The following is a 16,941-nucleotide window of genomic DNA, read 5'->3' as shown; positions in this document are numbered from 1 at the left end:
GTTTCATGATGACCAAAAATGTGCAATGTTTTGGGATTATTGTCAGCGTGGAACGAAAGGCCATGTGGAGTGGAGCGCGAGAGTGGTCTATCAATTCTCGGATCGTCCGGCTGGCTGGCCGGTACGCCACCCGAATTTCGGAAGCGATTTCTGTCCGCGGCCCGCTGGTGCCACGTCGATCCGGGCACGACGCTCACGCTCGGCGGAGAGGAGAAGGATAACGTCATCGGGCTGGCGCATGGAACTGTTGCGTTGACCTCGACGCTTGGCCGCGCCGGAAACCCTGTAATGCATATGGCCCATGCGGTATTGTGGATAGGGTATGGTCCTTTGCTCCTGGAGCGGCCGCGGGACGTTACAGCCGAGGCCCGGACAGACCTGTGGATCGCGGTCATCCCGAAGGCCAAGATCCTTCCGCTGCTGGACGAGTCGACATTGTGGTGGCGCTGTTTCATGCGTTTGCTTGCCGAGTATGGCGACACGAGCGCAATGGTTGCGTCCGATCTGCTGATCCGCCAATCAGACCGGCGTCTCGCGGCCACGATCCTGCGGTTCGCGGGGCTGCGCGGTCTCTCGTCGGGCCTGATGGAGCCGGTGCGCCTCCCGATTACCCAGGCAGAGCTCGCTGAGGCAGCAAACCTGTCGCGCAACGCCACTGGCACGATCCTGCGGAAACTTGCAGCAAAAGGCTATCTGGAGATCGATTATCGGGGTGTTGTGGTGCACGATCCAGCGGGCCTTCAAAAGTTCGTTGCCGAGGTCCCAGTTTAGCTGCGGCCCCCGGCGGTTCGAAAAAGAGGATACTGAGGAAACGGGTGCTACCACGCCCCGAAGGGTCCGCCGCCTCGGCAGACGGTGTGTTCGGATAGCCGGCACCTAACCATCAGCTGATCTGAAACACCCGCACCAGATTACAATTGGCACGCTGTTCGGGTCCGTCCAGTTTCTCATCATAATTCTGCGTGGTCCTGCGCCCCGGAGAAATGTGCTCCACCATGCGTACCGCCGGTTTTAAGTATACCGAGGGCGAGAGAACCAACTCCAACAGCACGGATTCGCCGAAAGTTTAAGCAACTGATATTACATGATATTTTGAATGCGTACTGATTTCGATGAGGTCCGGTCGGAATGAGACGGAGGCCCTTCGGAGACCGATTTCAGGCCGGTCCCCAGTCTCTGAAGTCCGCATTACCCTTGCAAACCCTTTTGAAAACAAAAGGAATTTCGCTACTTAAATCGGTCGTTCTGGAGTTTGCAATGGGAAACTGGCGGAGGGAACGGGTCTGAAATCCAACGTTCTCCACTCGTAAGTTATTGATTTAATTGGGGTCAGATTTGCTCTCTTTTCGAATCCCATGCGCGCATCCAAATGGCAGCAAAAGCATAATCACTCACCTGAAGGTGATCCTACTCTTCCCGGGTCTACTACACTGCTTCGATGGGGAGGTGAACAACGGCTTCCAAACCCCCTTCGTGCAGGTTGCGGAGCTTTACCGTCCCGCCATGGGCCTGAATGATGGTTCGGGCAATTGCCAGACCCAGACCGGCACCGCCCGTATCGCGGCTGCGTGACCCTTCCAGACGCACAAATGGTTCAAAGGCAGTCTCGAGCTGATTGTCGGGTAATCCGGGGCCCTTGTCAGCGACGGTAATGATAGCCATTTCCAACTCCCGTTTCAGCGTCACCTTCGCCACGCCGCCATAGCGGACCGCATTGTCGATGAGGTTGCGCAGCGCGCGGTTCAGGGCCTGCGGGCGGATGGTGACGGGCAGCGGCCCCGATGCGACAAGGGTTGCGCGGTCACCGCCCACATCGCCAACCAGGTCACTCAGCAGCACGGTGAGGTCGACCTTCGAGGAGGGTTCAGCCCTCACGACTCCGCGCGCGAATTCCAGCGTTGCCTCCACCATTGCCTGCATTTCCTCGACCAAAGCCTTCAGCCGTATGCTGTCTTCGGATTCATCCAGCATTTCGATCCTGAGCCGCATGGCCGTTAGGGGCGAACGCAGGTCATGGCTCAGGGCGGCAAGCATATGCGTGCGTTCGTTCACGAAACGGGTCAGCCGGTCTTTCATGCGGTTAAAGGCCTGCGTGGTATCGCGCACCTCCGTCGGCCCCGTCATCGGCAGCGGATATGCATCCAGGCCACGGCCCAGCCGGTCGGCGCCGACGGCAAGGGCGCGCATCGGGCCAACAACACGGCGCGCAGTCCACCATGCCACCAGAGCGACAGCAACCGCCATCAACAGCAAGGGCAAGAGGGCTTGCGGTGAAAGCTGCAGACCCGGGCGATGAAACATCGTGCGCACGTTTAGCCAATCACCACCCGCCAGACGTATCGATAACGTCAGCTCAACGGGCTCGGTTCGCCCAGCCATCATCGTCTCGTGCATCGGGCGCATGGCGACGGGCACCCCGTCCGGCATCGGCACGGGAACTCTGGAAAGAGCATGAACATCAGCGCGAACTTCACGGTCTGGCTCGCCAAGAATCTGCCGGATTTGGCGCAGAACAACATCCGACTCGGCGCTGTCATGTGGCGCTTCCGGTTCTGCCCCAATTTCGAACCTCACCAGAGGCGAATCTGCCGCCCGCAGGATGGATGGGCGCAGTTCGGCGGGGGCGTTGTCCAGGAGCAGGACCACATTAGCCGCCCGCCCTGCCGCCTCAAGCCCCAACGCCGCCCGCACCGCACGATTGCGTTCATCCGTCAGCAGCAAGAGGCCAAGCCCCTGCGTGATGGCGAGGGCCAAAAGCAGCATAACCAGCAATTGTCCCCCCAGGGACTGAGGAAACAAACTGCGCAGGAGGGGAAAACGCGTGTTCACGGAATCTCCTTCACATCGGCCGCAAGGCTGTACCCACCACCCCAGACAGTGGCGATCAGCACGGGCTTGGCGGAATCGACTTCGACCTTGCGACGCAGGCGACTGATCTGGTTGTCAATGGTACGGTCGAATACCTGTGACGCACGTCCCGAGGTCAGATCGAGCAATTGTTCGCGGCTGAGTACGAAGCGCGGCCGTTCGAGAAATACCGTCAGCAGACGGAATTCGGCGGTGGTCAGTGAAACCTCGGCACCATCGGCTTCGATCAGGGTTCGGCGATCGGTATCGAGCACCCAACGGTCGAATGCCAGTTTGTGCCCCGCGAGACTGCCGCCTGCTACTTCCACCCGGTCGAACCGGCGCAGGATCGCCTTGATGCGGGCCAGCAACTCGCGGGGGTTGAAGGGTTTGGGCAGATAGTCATCCGCCCCAACTTCAAGCCCCACGATGCGGTCAGTCTCGGCCCCCAGCGCAGTCAGCATCAGGATCGGAATGTCACTCTTCGCGCGAAGCCTGCGGCAGACTGACAGCCCATCTTCGCCCGGCATCATCACGTCGAGCACGACAAGGTCGAAGTGCCCCACCTTCATAGCCGCATCCATCGCCACCGCATCGGCGGCAGAGGTCGCGCGCATGCCGTTCTTCTCCAGATACTTTACCAGCGCATCGCGGATCTCGCGGTGATCATCGACGATAAGGATGTGGCGCGGATGAGTCATCATACAGTCTCCTGAGGCTGACACTAGCCGATACTGCAGGCGCTACCTTCAGAAGATTGTCGCAATATCTGTTTGCGCCGCTGCTTGCGACAGTTTGATACAAAACATCGGTTCGCCTGACACACTTGTGGGACATCTGCCCCACAAATTGAAGCGATCGCAATACAATCCAGGAGAGATCGAATGAGACGCTCGACGAAATTCGCTTTAGCAGCCGTTGCCGCCCTTGGCCTTGCTGTCATTGCGCTGCCGGTGGTCGCCCAACAGACCCAGATGCAACATGGCGGCATGATGAATGACGGAATGGGCATGATGGGCGGGCATGGCGGCATAATGGGCGGCGGGATGGGCATGATGATGGGCGGAGCCCAAAGCTATGCAATGGCCAAGTTTGATACCAACAAGGACGGCATGCTCAGCCCTGAAGAGATGACTGTCGGCGTTCAGTCTGAACTCAAGACCTACGACACCGATACCAATGGCATGCTTTCGCTGGAGGAATTCGCGGTGATGCATGCGGCCCACACCCGGCCGATGACGGTGCGCGCCTTCCAGATGCACGACGCCGACGGTGATGCACAGGTGACCGAAGCTGAAATGGCCGCAATGGCTGCGATGATGCAAAGCCATATGGGCGGACAGCAGGGTGGCATGATGGACATGGGCAAGGGCATGATGAACGACAACTGAAACGTGCTTTGTCTCCGCCAACTGGGGCCGGCGCAAGTTGGCGGATCACTTCCTTCACAGAATGGTAGAAAACATGATGAATGACTATGGCATGGGCTTCGGAATGGGCTTCGGCTGGCTCTGGATGATCGTCATTCTTGTGCTGGTGGGCCTTGCAATTGCAGCGCTCGTCAAATACCTGCGCAATTAGACTGAGGGGTTAGCCAATGGACTACACAATAAATCGGCTGATTGTGGATGCAGATTTTGAAGCAGTTGACGCTCGCACCCGGAAAGCACTTGCCGCCAACGGCTTTGGCGTCCTGACCGAAATCGATGTCAAGGCGACTATGAAAAAGAAGCTGGATGTCGACATGCCGGCCTACCTGATCCTCGGCGCCTGCAATCCAAAAATGGCGTATCAGGCCATCAGCATGGAACCTCGGGTGGGAGCGATGCTGCCCTGCAACGTGATCCTGCGCGAGGTCGATACCGGGGTTGAAGTCAGCGCCATCGATCCTGTGGCCTCGATGCAGGCGATCGACAATGCCGAGTTGATTGGTGTGGCAGCTCAGGTACGTGACCTCCTGGCCAAGGCCGTTGCCGCGATCTGAGCGGACTCACTGCTTCATTTTGCGCTTGACCTTCCAGCGTTGGGAAGGAGCAATTCGAACGTGAAGGCCTGTGCATCGGCCTTCACGCGGCGCAGACCGCGAAAGGAGAACGCCTTGTCCACCGTCGATCCGCACGCAGGCTACAGTCATTCGAACCCCGAAATGGACCAGGGCAACACGGGGCCTAGACTCAGCGCCGGGCCGACGGCCGTCGACCCGGTCTGCGGCATGACCGTGACCCTGAAGCCCGAGACGCGCTCCGAGACGTTCGACGGCAAGTCCTTCCACTTCTGCTCGGGCAAGTGCCAGACGAAGTTCCAGGCAGACCCTTGGTTTTATGCCTCCGGCCGGGCTGCCGGGCGCAAGAAGTCCGTCCCCACCAATGTCCAGTATACCTGCCCGATGCACCCCGAGATCGTCCGCGACGCGCCTGGTGCCTGCCCGATCTGCGGCATGGCGCTGGAGCCGATGCTGCCCTCCGGCGAGCCCAGCGAGGAGTTGACCGACTTCACACGACGGATGTGGGTTTCGGCCGCGGCAGCGGTCCCCCTCGTTGTTCTGACAATGGGCGAACTGGTCTCCCTGCCGGTCCGCGACTGGATCGGGCATCAGGTAGCCAGCTACCTGGAGTTCGTGCTGGCGACACCGGTCATCCTCTGGGTTGCCTTGCCGTTCTTCAAGCGCGGCTGGGACTCGGTTGTAAACCGCTCACCCAACATGTGGACGCTGATCAGCCTCGGCGTGGCGGCGGCTTATCTTTATTCCCTGGTCGCGACCTTTATGCCGGGCGTCTTTCCGGATGCCTACCGGATGGGCCACGGCGTTGGCACTTACTACGAGGCGGCGGTGGTGATTGTGGCACTGGTCTTCGTGGGTCAGGTCCTGGAACTGCGGGCGCGGGAACGCACAGGCGACGCGATCCGGGCACTGCTTGATCTCGCTCCCAAGACCGCAAGGCGGATCCTGCCTGATGGCACAGAATATGACGCGCCGCTGGAAAACATCATGGCGGGCAACCGGCTGCGTGTGCGCCCCGGTGATGCCGTGCCGGTGGATGGCGTCGTTATCGAGGGTCGATCCAGTGTGGATGAAAGCATGCTGACCGGCGAGTCCATGCCGGTTGAAAAGGCCTCGGGCGATGCGGTGACCGGGGCCACAATCAACAAGAATGGCTCTCTGGTGATCGAGGCGGGAAAGGTCGGTTCCGATACGGTGTTGGCGCAGATCGTGGCGATGGTATCGAACGCGCGCCGTTCGCGTGCGCCTATCCAGGGATTGGCTGACCGGGTGTCGGCGGTGTTCGTGCCGACGGTTGTGGCTATCGCCATTTTCGCGTTCGTCGCTTGGCTCATCTTCGGGCCGGAACCCGCTCTGGTCTTCGCAATCGCCTCCGCTGTGTCAGTGCTGATTATCGCCTGCCCCTGCGCACTTGGATTGGCGACGCCAATTTCCATCACCACGGCAGCAGGGCGAGGCGCGCAGGCGGGGGTGCTGATCAAGGATGCCGAGGCGCTGGAGCGGATGGCGGGCGTCGATACGCTGATCGTCGACAAGACCGGCACCCTGACGATGGGAAAGCCGAAGCTAACCGATACTGTGGTGCTGGGTGATATCGAGGCGACTGGCCTGTTATCGCTAGCCGCAGCACTCGAGCGCGGCTCAGAACATCCGCTGGCTGAGGCGATCGTCGAGGGGGCCGAGGCACAGGGCGCTGCACGTCAGGAGGCGACGGAATTCGAGGCTATCACCGGAAAAGGCGTGCGTGGCAAGATCGGCGGCCGGGCCGTCGCACTCGGTAATGCGTCGATGATGCGAGAGATGGGACTGGATACGGCACAGGCTGAGGCAAAGGCCGATACTCTACGCGCTGAAGGCAAAACAGCAATGTTCATTGCGGTAGACGGCGCACTGGCGGGAATCGTGGCGGTGTCCGACCCGATCAAGGACAGCACGGCGCAGGCAATCCGTGAACTGCATGCCCAAGGTCTGCGCGTCATCATGGCGACCGGCGACAACGAGCGCACGGCACAGGCGGTGGCTGGAAGACTTGGCATCGACGAAGTGCGCGCGGGCGTTCTGCCCGAGGCCAAGAAGGATCTGATCGACCAGTTGCGCAAGGATGGTCACAAGATCGCCATGGCCGGCGACGGGGTGAACGACGCGCCCGCGCTAGCCGCCGCCGATGTCGGCATCGCTATGGGCACCGGGGCGGACGTGGCGATGGAGAGCGCCGGCATCACCCGGCTCGGCGGTGATCTGATGGGGATCGTGCGGGCGCGAAAGCTGGCGCGTGCCACGCTGCGCAACATCAAGCAGAACCTGTTCTTCGCCTTCGCCTACAACACATTAGGCGTGCCGATTGCGGCGGGGCTGCTATATCCTGTCACTGGACTTCTTTTGTCACCGATGATCGCGGCAGCGGCGATGAGCCTTTCCTCCGTCTCGGTCATCACCAACGCGCTGCGGCTGCGGCGGGTCGCACTTTGATGATGTTCCAGAACCAATAGCTGTCTGAAGGAAAAGGCCAGTCGGCGCGGGCGTTCGCCGCCCGCGCCGTTCTTGCGTCAGGTCGCATCCTCATAGGCAAACGACGACATCATGCCACTCGCCATGTGGTAGAGGTGATGACAGTGAAATGCCCATGAGTTCGCTGGATTATTTGCATCGACCGCAAAGCGCACGGACTGCATGGGCGGCACGAGAACCGTATCGCGCATGGCGCCATTGAATGGCGTGCCGTTGATCCCAGTCACCTGGAAGTGGTGCCCGTGAAGATGCATGGGATGAGCCATCATCGACATGTTCATCATCTCGACTTCGATGCGCTCGCCCTTGCGTACCCTGATCGGCTCTCCGGCAATGCCCCAGCTGTAATCAGCCATGTTGCCGAAGAGATGCGCCATGAATGTCCTGTCCGGGGTTCGTGAGACAAGCGGTTCCGCCGCCAGCATTCGGGCTTCAAGGTCAAGGCTCAGGACCGGCCCCGCGCCGTCACCGGCCGTCACGATCTTGGCAACCGTGGCACCCGGCGTGGCGAGAACGAGGCCCGTGCGTTCTGGCGCTCCTTCGCGCAATGCCAGCACCGGAAATGCGCCTCCCTCTTTCGGCACGGACACGCGGATGTCGGCACGCTGGCCCATGCTGAGCGGGAACCGGCGTCCGGACATCGGCACGACGGGTTGTCCGTCCACGGCCACAAGGTCGCCCGAGAGGTTTCCAAGGTCGACCGTGAAGCCCGTGGACGTCGCCCCGTTGATGATGCGGAGACGGACGCGCCCGCCTGCTGCGACCGGCACGATCTCCGGGTCGTCCAGCGTCCGGTCATTGGCGAGAAAGGCGTCATAAGCAATGTCATTCAGGTCCATGCCGCCCTGCATCGTCATGCTGCCCATGTTGCCGCCGGACATCATCATGCCCTTCATGCCGCCGCTTCCCTGCATCATGGCGCCGTGATCCATGCCTTGCATCATCTCCCCGTGCCCGCCGCTTCCGCTCTTGAGCTTCGCAAGTAGTTCCGCCGCGGGCGTGAAGGAGAAGTCATGCAGCAGTACCACTACTTCCTGCTCGTCGGCCAACAGGTCTTCGGGCCTGCGCACGATCAGCGGCGCGGCCAGGAGTGCCTGTTCCTGCAGCGTATGGGCATGCATCCAGTGGGTACCGCCGGAGCCTACGGGGAAGCTGTAGGTTCGCTGTTCGCCCGCTTTGAGAAGCGGCATCGGCATGTCCGGCACGCCGTCGAACTGGTTAGGCGGCGTGAGCCCATGCCAGTGGATCATCGTTTGCTCGGCAAGCCGGTTATTGAGAGTGACGTCGAAATTCTCGCCGGCGTTGAAGGTGAGGCCGGGCTTGCCATCGGGACCTGTGAGGCTGAAGACCTTGGCGGCGCGGCCGTTCACCTCGATAGTACGGCTGTCGACCGTCAGGATGCGCGGCGCTGCAGCGCGGGCGGACGAGAGCGGACGGCCGGCAAGGCCAAGCGCGACGGCGCATGCGGTGCCGGATAGAAGGGTTCTACGGTTCATGTCGAATGCTTTCATTGGGCGCGCTGCAAGAGGCGCACGACTGATCAGATCAAGGATGAAGGAGAGAGTTAGGACTGCGTCAGGCGCGCGGAGGCTCAAATGGCGGCGCAAGCGCCAGACCATCGACCTGCAGGGCCTCTGGAGCGCGGAAGCTCATGCGCTGCCCCAAGGCTACAGCCTCAGGGGTCACGATGCCTGTCAATTCCATGCAGCCAGTGATGGTGCACAGCCCCATCATGGCGCAGGGCATCTGATGGTGGGCGGCGCCATGGTTGCAATCAGCTCCAGCAGCAGCGCCATCATGGGCTTCCATCGTCATGGCGTGGGAGGCCGGGGCGCAGTGCTCAGCACCTACAAAAGCGACCGCCTGGCCTGCCGCCGGAAGGACGGCCAGCAGCACGAGCAGCAGCATGGCGAGGAGCCTGGAGAACATTGGACCTAGTTTTATGCATTTCGTGCGGCGGAACTTTGACCTACCGCAAGACAAGGCTTCTGCACCTTACCACGCTGGGAAGGTCAAGACCTATTGTTGCGCTGCCAGTCCGAGCCGCACCCGCCCGTCTCATCCCTCTCCGGTCTCCGGCCAGGAACCCGAGTGAAATACCGAACCCGCCAGTACTTTGGACAGCACGATCAATAGCGCTCCGTCAGAACTTCGCCTGTATCGTGGCGCCGTCCGGCAAGGTGATCTGCACCGCTCCCTTGACGCCGGGTTCGACCAGCCCGGGCGCCTTGCCCACCATCTTCTGCCCACCGGCGGGCTCCAGCGCAAAACGAGCGGGCTTTCCGCCAACGATCAGAATGGCGTTCGCTTTGAAACCGGCACTTTCCACAGGCTGGTCATTCACGTCGAACAGGAAAAGCGTCACGGTCTCACTCCCATCCGCGAAGAGCTCGGTATGGTAATCCCCGGCATCGACCATGAGGCCGCCATTGGGGCCAGGCCGGGGCGCATGCGCAAGTGCAGGCATGATCATGAGGAAACAGAAACCAAGGACGGCGACGATCTTCTTCATGCGGATCTCCAATTCAGAAAGCTTCAGCAGGTTGCGGACTTTGCGACGAATGGCCAGCGGCCTGCTGGCGTGCCCTCTCCCGCGCCTGCGCGACAAGGCGCTCGAGCGGCTTACGGCCGTAGCGGAGGAAGAGGGTTGGCGTCAGGAAGCTGTCCAGTACCGTCGCGGTCACCAAGCCGCCGAAAATGGTAATCGCCACGGGGTGGAGGATCTCCTTGCCCGGTGCCTGCGCGTCGATCATCAGCGGCAGTAGGGCCACACCGGCAGAAAGCGCTGTCATCAGCACCGGCGTGAGCCGTTCGAGACTCCCCCTCATGACCAGATCCGGTCCGAAGGGCATGTTCTCGTGGATCGCCAGATTGATGTAGTGGCTGATCTTCAGAATCCCGTTGCGGGTCGCGATCCCCGTCAATGTGATGAAGCCGATCATGGACGCAACCGAGAGCGGCTGGCCCGCAATCCACAACGCCGTCACGGAACCAATCAGCGCCAGGGGCACGCTCGACATGATGATGGCCACGAACAGGACCGAGCGATAGCGGCTGAAGAGAATGGCGAACACCATGGCCAACGATACGAGCGACAGCAGCCCGATCGTGCGCATCGACTCTTCCTGCGCCTGGAAGGTGCCCTCGAGGCTTGTGAAGAAGCCGGGCGGCAGCTTCGACTCCGCGACAAGCTTACGGATATTCGCGATGACGGTCGCCATGTCGGCGGAGCCGTCGGTGTTGGCCAGCACGACCACGCGGCGCTTGCCGTTCTCCCGCAGGATCTGGTTCGGGCCATCGGTCTCGACGACGTCTGCGATCTGGCGCACCGGTATCCATCCGGCAGGCGACTCGATGAGGAGATCGCCGAGCCCTTGGGTGGTTCTGCGCTCGTCCTGGAGCCTCAAGACCACGTCGAACCGGCGGTTCCCGTCCACCACGCGCGAAACGATGCGGCCATTGGAGAGCCGTTCGAGCTGCTCGGTCACGGCCGAGGGCTGAAGTCCGTAAAGCGCAGCGCGGCGGTAGTCCACGATGACTTCGAGCTGTGGGATTCTCACCTGCTTTTCGACCTGCAGGTCGACCACCCCTGGAACCGCCGAAAGCTTCTGGCGGAATTCCTCCGCCAGGGCACGGATGGTGTCGAGATCCTCGCCAAAGATCTTAAGGGCAATCTGCGCGCGCACGCCCGACAGCATGTGATCCAGTCGGTGCGAGATGGGTTGGCCCATGTTGGTCGACACCGGCAGGACGGAGAGGCGCGAGCGGATATCGTTGATGATCTCGTTCTTCGAGCGGCCTTCGGCGTGAAGGTCGACATCGATCTCGGACGAGTGCACGCCCTCGGCATGTTCGTCGAGTTCGGCACGGCCCGTGCGGCGTCCAACCGACTTCACCTCCGGCACATCCATGATAAGGCGCTCGGCGATGAGGCCGACCCTGTGGCTCTCCGCCAGCGAGATCCCGGGGTTGAACAGCATCGAGATCGTCAGCGTGCCTTCATTGAAGGGAGGCAGGAAGGACCGCGGGAGCTGCGTTGCAAAGCTTGCCGCCGCGATCACGCCCGCAAGTGCACCCGCCATCAGGGTCTTGGGGTGACGGAAGGCCCACCCGAGCAAGGCGGCGTTCCCACGCTTCAGGACACGGACAGCAAACCCCTCATGCTCGTCGAGACGCTTCATACCGGGCAGCATGTAGTAGGCCATCACCGGCGTGAGCGTGATCGACACCACAAGGCTGGCAAGGATGGAGATAATGTAGGCCTGCCCAAGAGGCGCGAAGAGGCGGCCCTCGATACCGGACAGAGCAAAGAGGGGCACGAAGACCAGGACGATGATCATCGTGGCATAGACGATGCCGGACCTCACCTCCTGGCTGGCCGAGACCACCACATCGAAGACGCTTCTCGGGTTGCCCTTTTCCCGGTTCTCGCGCAGCCGCCGGAAGATGTTCTCGACATCGACCACGGCATCGTCGACGAGTTCGCCGATGGCGATGGCGAGGCCGCCCAGGGTCATGGTGTTGATCGAAAGACCCATGAGGTGGAAGACGATGGCGGTGACCAGGATCGAAACCGGAATGGCGGTGAGCGATATGGCCGTGGTCCGCACATTGAGCAGGAAGGCGAAGAGCACGATCGCCACCACCGCCACCGCCTCCAGTAGGACCTTTTTCACATTGTTGATCGAGGTCTCAATGAAGTTGGCCTGACGGAAGAGGATGTTGTCGGCCTTGATGCCTTTCGGCAGCGTGGCGGTGATCTCCGCCAGTGCCGTCTCGACATTCTGCGTCAGACGCACCGTGTCGATGCCCGGCTGCTTCTCCACCGAGACGATGACGGCCGACTTGCCCTGGAAACCGGCCTCGCCACGCTTGACGCGCGCCGCGAAGCCCACGTCCGCGATCTGCTCGAGTGCTATGGGCTGCCCGCCCACCGTGGCAACCGCCAGCCCCCGGAGATCGTCGAGCGACAGTGTGCGGCCTATGTTTCGGATCAGGAACTCGCGGCTGTACTGATCCGTGAAGCCGCCGCCGGTATTGGCGCCGAACTGGGCGAGTGCCGCTTCCACCTGTTCGAAGGAAACGCCAAGTGCTCGCATCGCCGACGGATTGGGCGAAACGCGATACTGCCGCACTTCGCCGCCAATCGGGATGACCTGGGCCACACCGGGGATGGTCAGAAGCCGCGGCCTGATCGTGAAATCAGCCAGTTCACGCAGTTCCATCGGCGAGACATCATCGGGTCCGGTGACCGCGATGAGCATGATCTGGCCCATGATCGAGTTGATCGGTCCCATCTGGGGCACGACGTTTTCCGGCATTTGCTGCTGCACGAGCGCCAGACGCTCGGCGATCTGCTGCCGGTTGCGGTAGATGTCGGTGTTCCAGTCGAACTCCACATAGACGATGGAAAGCCCGACGCCTGACGTCGATCGCACCCGGGAAACGCCGGGCAGCCCGTTCATCTGCGTCTCTATGGGATAAGTGACAAGCTGCTCGACTTCCGGAGGGGCCAGCCCTTCGGCCTCGGTCATGATGGTGACGGTCGGCCGGTTGAGATCCGGGAACACGTCGACCGGCAGCTTCGTCACGGTGAAGCCGCCGTAGAGGACGAGGATCGCGGCAATGGCCAGAACGAAGAGCCTGTTCTTTAGCGACTGAGTGACGAGAAAGTTGAACATCAGGCTGCGGCTCAGCGAATCTGGTTCAGGAGTTCGGCACCCTGCGACACGATGCGGCTGCCCGGACCAACGCCCGACACAATCAGAACGCGATCGCCGTCGAGCGGCTCGATTCGGACTTCGCGGGGGCGGAAGTTCTCGGCGCTGATGTGATCGTAGACGATGGGCTGGCCATTTGCGCCCCGGATCACTGCGGTGCGCGGAACGGCAATGCCCTTCCGATCGGACTGGGTATGCGCGAGGACAGTCAGCAGCTGGCCCGCCCTCAGCATCTCCGCATCGCCCTCGACTTCGAACTGTATCGGAACAGCCTGGTTGCGATCGGCAAGCCCCGTCCCCCGGTAGCTCACCTTCAGGACCTGCCCGTCCGCAAGCCGGCCTTCTCCCTCGCCTGCGATCGGGAGCGCCTGATAGCTCAGCGCTTCCACCCAGTAACGGGTGGGATCGATGATCTGGAAGATCACCGCACTCGGCTCCGCGATCTGACCCGCGACCGCATTCACCGAGGCGATGACGCCGGAAACCGGGGCCACGAGCTTCTCGGGCTCGGCGGTGGCGGATGCGAGGACCATTTTCCGCGCCCGCAGCCCTTCAAGTTCGAGTTCGGCATCCTCCACGGCAGAGACGGACACCACTTCCTTGAGCTTGCGGTAACGCTTGAGCTTCGACTCAATCAGCGAAATCTCCTGCTCGACCTCGCGGAGTTGTGCCTCCTGGCTGTTGAGATCGGCCGCACCGATGACGGGCATCACTTCGGCCAGCACCTGGCCGACCTCGACCTTGGCGCCGAGCCGCGGGAAGCCGCCCTTTGGCGGTGTCAGCCGGCCGCCCTGGGAGGACTGAACGAAGCCGGACGCATTCGGGTCGGGAATCACGCGGGCGGGGAGCTCCACAGTTCCCGGATGGTCCTGTTCCTCGGTAAAGAGCGTACGGATCGCGAGAACCCGCTGGGTCGGCTTGGGAACGAAGATCGTGCCGTCGGCCAGGCGCTGCGCCATATCGCGCACCGCGATAGAGGCCTGGCCTGGCTGAGGCGAGGACGCGGCCTCGGCCGGGTCACTCATCAGCAGGACGCCTGCAGCAATGGCTGCCACGGCGGGGCCCCTTCGGCGGAAGAACAGGGCAACGATAAGCCCCAGGAGGAATGATCCGCCGGCGATCGTCCACAGCGCCAGATCGGCTTTGGCAATGCGCTCGCGCGCGGCCGCAACGACGCCGGGCGGCACAAAGCCACTGAGAATCTGCTCCGGTTCCGGGGGAGGTGCCGGCGGCGGGGGAATGGAGAGCGTTCCGGTCAGCACGTCGATCAGGCCGTTGGCCTGTATGGTGAAGGCAAGATCGTGGCCACCAGGAGAGCCGGCCCACTTCGGCTTCACCACATAAATCCCGTCTCCCGTAGCCGTGGCCTTGAGGGTCTCCCCCGAGGTATCCACATCGATCTCGGCTGCGTTCACCGGCTCGTTGGTGCGGAAACCGTCCAGGTAAATGACGACGTCACTGGACCCGGCAATCGCGACGAGTTCGAAGTCGCCGGAGGACGCTTCCATGCGGGGGGCGACCGTGGTCGAGACAGGGGGCGGTGGCGCGCCGTGGTCGTGCCCCTCGTGGGCAGCCGCCGCCAATATGCCGGCGATCTGAAAACCGAGAACGGCCACAGCAAGCTTCAGTAATCCGTGCATCTGGTCCTTCCGGGAAGATTTCCGGGACCCCTATAGCGGAGACAGTGCCTGGAATTATTTCAGCTCTGTAACAGAGTGTATCAGACGGCAGCCGGCTGGCGCTTGGGTAGGAGAACCGTCACGACCAGACCTCCTTCGCTGCCGTTTGTCAGTTCAAGCTGGCCGCCGTGCCCGCGGATGACCAAATCTGCGATTGTGAGGCCCAGCCCGAATCCGCCCGTTTCGCTGTTGCGGGATGGCTCGAGCCGGACGAACGGCTGGAGCGCCCGTAGCCGGTCCTCGGTAGCGATCCCCGGACCCTCGTCCGTAATCGTGACTCGCACATGGTCGGCCGCGTCTTCCACCCGGGTCTGAGCCCTGAGACCGTACTTGACGGCATTGCCGATGAGATTGGCAAAGGCCCGCTTGAGCGCGAGGCGCCGGCCCCACACCACCGCAGCGGGACTGCCCTCGAGCCTTGCTTCCCTGCCGGAATCGGCGACATCGTCGGTGACCGTCTCGAGGATCGCAACCAGGTCGACGGGCTTTACCTCCTCTTCCCCACGCTCTTCCCTCAAGTATGAAAGCGTCTGGTCGATCATGCGCTCCATCTCGTCGAGATCTGCGGCAACGGCCGCACGGAGCGCCGTGTCGTCCATTTCCTCGGTGCGAAACCGCAGCCGCGTGATCGGGGTCTTGAGATCATGCGAAACTGCCGCAAGCGCATGCGTTCTGTCGTCAATCAGCCGTTTGATGCGCCGCTGCATGTCGTTGAAGGCCGTGGCGAGAGCACGAACCTCTCTCGGGCCCGTTTCGGAGACAGGTTCAACAGCAGGCACATGGGCAATGCGTTCCGCCGCCTTGACGAAGGTCGAGAGCGGTCTCGTCTGCGCTCTGACCAGCAAGAGCGCAATCACCAGTGCCCCTGCCGCCATGAGACTGGTGGAGAGGAGTGTTCCATGTACGCTCGACGGTTGCGGCGCCCAAGACAGGAGACTCACGTTGACCCAGGTCTGATCCGGCAGGCGCATCGATATCACAGCGAGGTGCGGATCATTTACAGCTTGGCCGCTGGCGCCAATCACCAGCCCGTTCTCGCCGAGTTCCGGAGCGAGGGCCAGCAACTGCTCACCCAGGCTTTGCCAACTGCTGGCGCCAGAGCCACCCTCCACCGCCAGCGCGTCCCTGCTCCAGTGCGCCTCGATGGCGCCTCCCGACATGTCGTGGGCGACCGCCTCGCGGGCGCCGGGAGCTGCGCGGAGGACGGAGCGCTTGATGGCAAGCAGCCGGTCTGCAAGCCGGGCCTCGTTGGCGAACTCTGCCTCCGCGATCAGGGCGCGCTGATAGGTCCAGAGACTGGCGACGTGCATGGACCCGATGCCGAGCAGCACCACCAGCATGGTCCGAACGGCCAGACTGTCCAGCCAGTTCAATGTCAGGTCCAATCCCCGTTTCAGCATGTGGACCCCTCTAGCCGAACCGCTCGACATTGGGCGCAAAGATATAGCCGGCACCCCGCACTGTCTTGATCAATTCCCCGCCGTCTTCGATTTTCCGGCGCAACCGGCTCACCTGAACGTCGATTGCCCGGTCGAAGGGTTCGAGCGTCCGGTTGCGCGCGGTGTCCAGAAGATATTCGCGGCTGAGCACCCTCTGGGGCGCATCAAGGAAGGTCACGAGAAGATCGAACTCTCCCACCGACAGATCGACAACGACACCGTCCGACCGGGTCAGCTCGCGTTTCAGGAAGTCGAGCTTCCACCCGGCGAAGCCGAAGCCCCTGTGGCGCGTCCGGGATTGGGTGAGACTTGCCGCCGTCCGCCGGAGAACCGCCTTCACCCGCGCGAGGAGTTCGCGCGGATTGAAAGGCTTGGCGAGATAGTCGTCGGCGCCAACCTCGAGGCCGGTAATCCGGTCAACGTCGTCCCCCTTGGCGGTGAGCATGATCACCGGGACAGGCGACGTCTTCCGCAGTTCGCGGCAGAGAACCAATCCACTGGTACCGGGGAGCATCAGATCGAGCACGATCAGATCGACCGGGCTGTCGGCCAGGGAAGCATTCATTTCCCGACCGTCCCGCGCAGTGCGGACGGTAAAATCGCTGGACCGCAGAAATCTGGCCACGAGTTCCAGAATCTGAACGTCGTCATCGACCAAAAGAATGGTCGGTCGGGCCTGAAATAGTTCGGCTGGATCCAAAGACATTGCTGTTACATCGCGGCGCATGCTGTCGGCCGAGCGATAG

13 protein-coding genes are annotated in these 16,941 nt (G+C 62.1%); 4 read left to right on the top strand and 9 right to left on the bottom strand.

The annotated features are described in order from the left end of the window. Positions 1 to 69 precede the first annotated feature (69 nt). Entirely contained in the window at positions 70 to 771 is a 702-nt protein-coding gene (locus ACEW8Q_RS14180; protein ID WP_373504700.1) for a Crp/Fnr family transcriptional regulator, read from the top strand. A 654-nt stretch (positions 772 to 1,425) separates the two neighbouring features. Here the strand turns inward: ACEW8Q_RS14180 and ACEW8Q_RS14175 are convergent. Both ACEW8Q_RS14175 and ACEW8Q_RS14170 read right to left on the bottom strand, forming a co-directional pair. Continuing rightward, the gene (locus ACEW8Q_RS14175) at positions 1,426 to 2,829 is read right to left on the bottom strand and encodes an ATP-binding protein (protein WP_373504699.1); all 1,404 of its coding nucleotides are present in this window, start codon (positions 2,827 to 2,829) and stop codon (positions 1,426 to 1,428) included. Further along, entirely contained in the window at positions 2,826 to 3,548 is a 723-nt protein-coding gene (locus ACEW8Q_RS14170) for a response regulator (RefSeq protein ID WP_373504718.1), read from the bottom strand. Before ACEW8Q_RS14170 ends, ACEW8Q_RS14175 begins: the two co-directional genes overlap by 4 nt. 183 nt (positions 3,549 to 3,731) lie before the next feature. On the opposite strand from ACEW8Q_RS14170, the gene ACEW8Q_RS14165 reads away from it, so the two are divergent. The 3 genes from ACEW8Q_RS14165 (at position 3,732) to ACEW8Q_RS14155 (ending at position 7,318) form a co-directional block, all read left to right on the top strand. Beyond that, positions 3,732 to 4,238, top strand: coding sequence for a calcium-binding protein (locus ACEW8Q_RS14165; protein WP_373504698.1), 507 nt, complete (start codon positions 3,732 to 3,734; stop codon positions 4,236 to 4,238). A gap of 206 nt (positions 4,239 to 4,444) precedes the next feature. Continuing rightward, positions 4,445 to 4,831, top strand: a complete 387-nt coding sequence (locus ACEW8Q_RS14160; protein WP_373504697.1) for a DUF302 domain-containing protein — start codon at positions 4,445 to 4,447, stop codon at positions 4,829 to 4,831. A 162-nt stretch (positions 4,832 to 4,993) separates the two neighbouring features. Further along, on the top strand, positions 4,994 to 7,318 hold the full coding sequence (locus ACEW8Q_RS14155; protein ID WP_373504696.1) for a heavy metal translocating P-type ATPase: 2,325 nt from the start codon (positions 4,994 to 4,996) through the stop codon (positions 7,316 to 7,318). A gap of 77 nt (positions 7,319 to 7,395) precedes the next feature. Here the strand turns inward: ACEW8Q_RS14155 and ACEW8Q_RS14150 are convergent, their stop codons facing one another. The 7 genes from ACEW8Q_RS14150 to ACEW8Q_RS14120 all read right to left on the bottom strand — a co-directional run bounded on the left by ACEW8Q_RS14150 (position 7,396) and on the right by ACEW8Q_RS14120 (position 16,901). After that, positions 7,396 to 8,853, bottom strand: a complete 1,458-nt coding sequence (locus ACEW8Q_RS14150; RefSeq protein WP_373504695.1) for a multicopper oxidase family protein — start codon at positions 8,851 to 8,853, stop codon at positions 7,396 to 7,398. A gap of 79 nt (positions 8,854 to 8,932) precedes the next feature. Continuing rightward, complete coding sequence (locus ACEW8Q_RS14145; RefSeq protein WP_373504694.1) at positions 8,933 to 9,286, bottom strand: hypothetical protein; 354 nt, start codon at positions 9,284 to 9,286, stop codon at positions 8,933 to 8,935. Between the two features lie 214 nt (positions 9,287 to 9,500). After that, the gene (locus ACEW8Q_RS14140; protein ID WP_373504693.1) at positions 9,501 to 9,869 is read right to left on the bottom strand and encodes a hypothetical protein; all 369 of its coding nucleotides are present in this window, start codon (positions 9,867 to 9,869) and stop codon (positions 9,501 to 9,503) included. A gap of 13 nt (positions 9,870 to 9,882) precedes the next feature. Next, entirely contained in the window at positions 9,883 to 13,038 is a 3,156-nt protein-coding gene (locus ACEW8Q_RS14135; RefSeq protein WP_373504692.1) for an efflux RND transporter permease subunit, read from the bottom strand. An 11-nt stretch (positions 13,039 to 13,049) separates the two neighbouring features. Beyond that, positions 13,050 to 14,717, bottom strand: coding sequence for an efflux RND transporter periplasmic adaptor subunit (locus ACEW8Q_RS14130; protein ID WP_373504691.1), 1,668 nt, complete (start codon positions 14,715 to 14,717; stop codon positions 13,050 to 13,052). A gap of 80 nt (positions 14,718 to 14,797) precedes the next feature. Continuing rightward, the gene (locus tag ACEW8Q_RS14125; protein WP_373504690.1) at positions 14,798 to 16,156 is read right to left on the bottom strand and encodes an ATP-binding protein; all 1,359 of its coding nucleotides are present in this window, start codon (positions 16,154 to 16,156) and stop codon (positions 14,798 to 14,800) included. A 10-nt stretch (positions 16,157 to 16,166) separates the two neighbouring features. Beyond that, entirely contained in the window at positions 16,167 to 16,901 is a 735-nt protein-coding gene (locus ACEW8Q_RS14120; protein ID WP_373504717.1) for a response regulator, read from the bottom strand. Between the last annotated feature and the right edge of the window lie 40 nt (positions 16,902 to 16,941).

The organism is Aestuariivirga sp. (assembly GCF_041738905.1).
In the GTDB taxonomy this organism is placed as follows: Bacteria; Pseudomonadota; Alphaproteobacteria; order Rhizobiales; family Aestuariivirgaceae; genus Aestuariivirga.
This window is presented reverse-complemented; position numbering and strand designations above follow the sequence as displayed.

Bases quoted from the DNA above. Each gene is read 5' to 3' on its own strand.
- ACEW8Q_RS14120 (WP_373504717.1), bottom strand. From the start codon at position 16,901: ATGTCTTTGGATCCAGCCGAACTATTTCAGGCCCGACCGACCATTCTT.
- ACEW8Q_RS14125 (WP_373504690.1), bottom strand. From the start codon at position 16,156: ATGCTGAAACGGGGATTGGACCTGACATTGAACTGGCTGGACAGTCTG.
- ACEW8Q_RS14150 (WP_373504695.1), bottom strand. From the start codon at position 8,853: ATGAACCGTAGAACCCTTCTATCCGGCACCGCATGCGCCGTCGCGCTT.
- ACEW8Q_RS14135 (WP_373504692.1), bottom strand. From the start codon at position 13,038: ATGTTCAACTTTCTCGTCACTCAGTCGCTAAAGAACAGGCTCTTCGTT.
- ACEW8Q_RS14155 (WP_373504696.1), top strand. From the start codon at position 4,994: ATGGACCAGGGCAACACGGGGCCTAGACTCAGCGCCGGGCCGACGGCC.
- ACEW8Q_RS14165 (WP_373504698.1), top strand. From the start codon at position 3,732: ATGAGACGCTCGACGAAATTCGCTTTAGCAGCCGTTGCCGCCCTTGGC.
- ACEW8Q_RS14160 (WP_373504697.1), top strand. From the start codon at position 4,445: ATGGACTACACAATAAATCGGCTGATTGTGGATGCAGATTTTGAAGCA.
- ACEW8Q_RS14145 (WP_373504694.1), bottom strand. From the start codon at position 9,286: ATGTTCTCCAGGCTCCTCGCCATGCTGCTGCTCGTGCTGCTGGCCGTC.
- ACEW8Q_RS14170 (WP_373504718.1), bottom strand. From the start codon at position 3,548: ATGACTCATCCGCGCCACATCCTTATCGTCGATGATCACCGCGAGATC.
- ACEW8Q_RS14140 (WP_373504693.1), bottom strand. From the start codon at position 9,869: ATGAAGAAGATCGTCGCCGTCCTTGGTTTCTGTTTCCTCATGATCATG.
- ACEW8Q_RS14130 (WP_373504691.1), bottom strand. From the start codon at position 14,717: ATGCACGGATTACTGAAGCTTGCTGTGGCCGTTCTCGGTTTTCAGATC.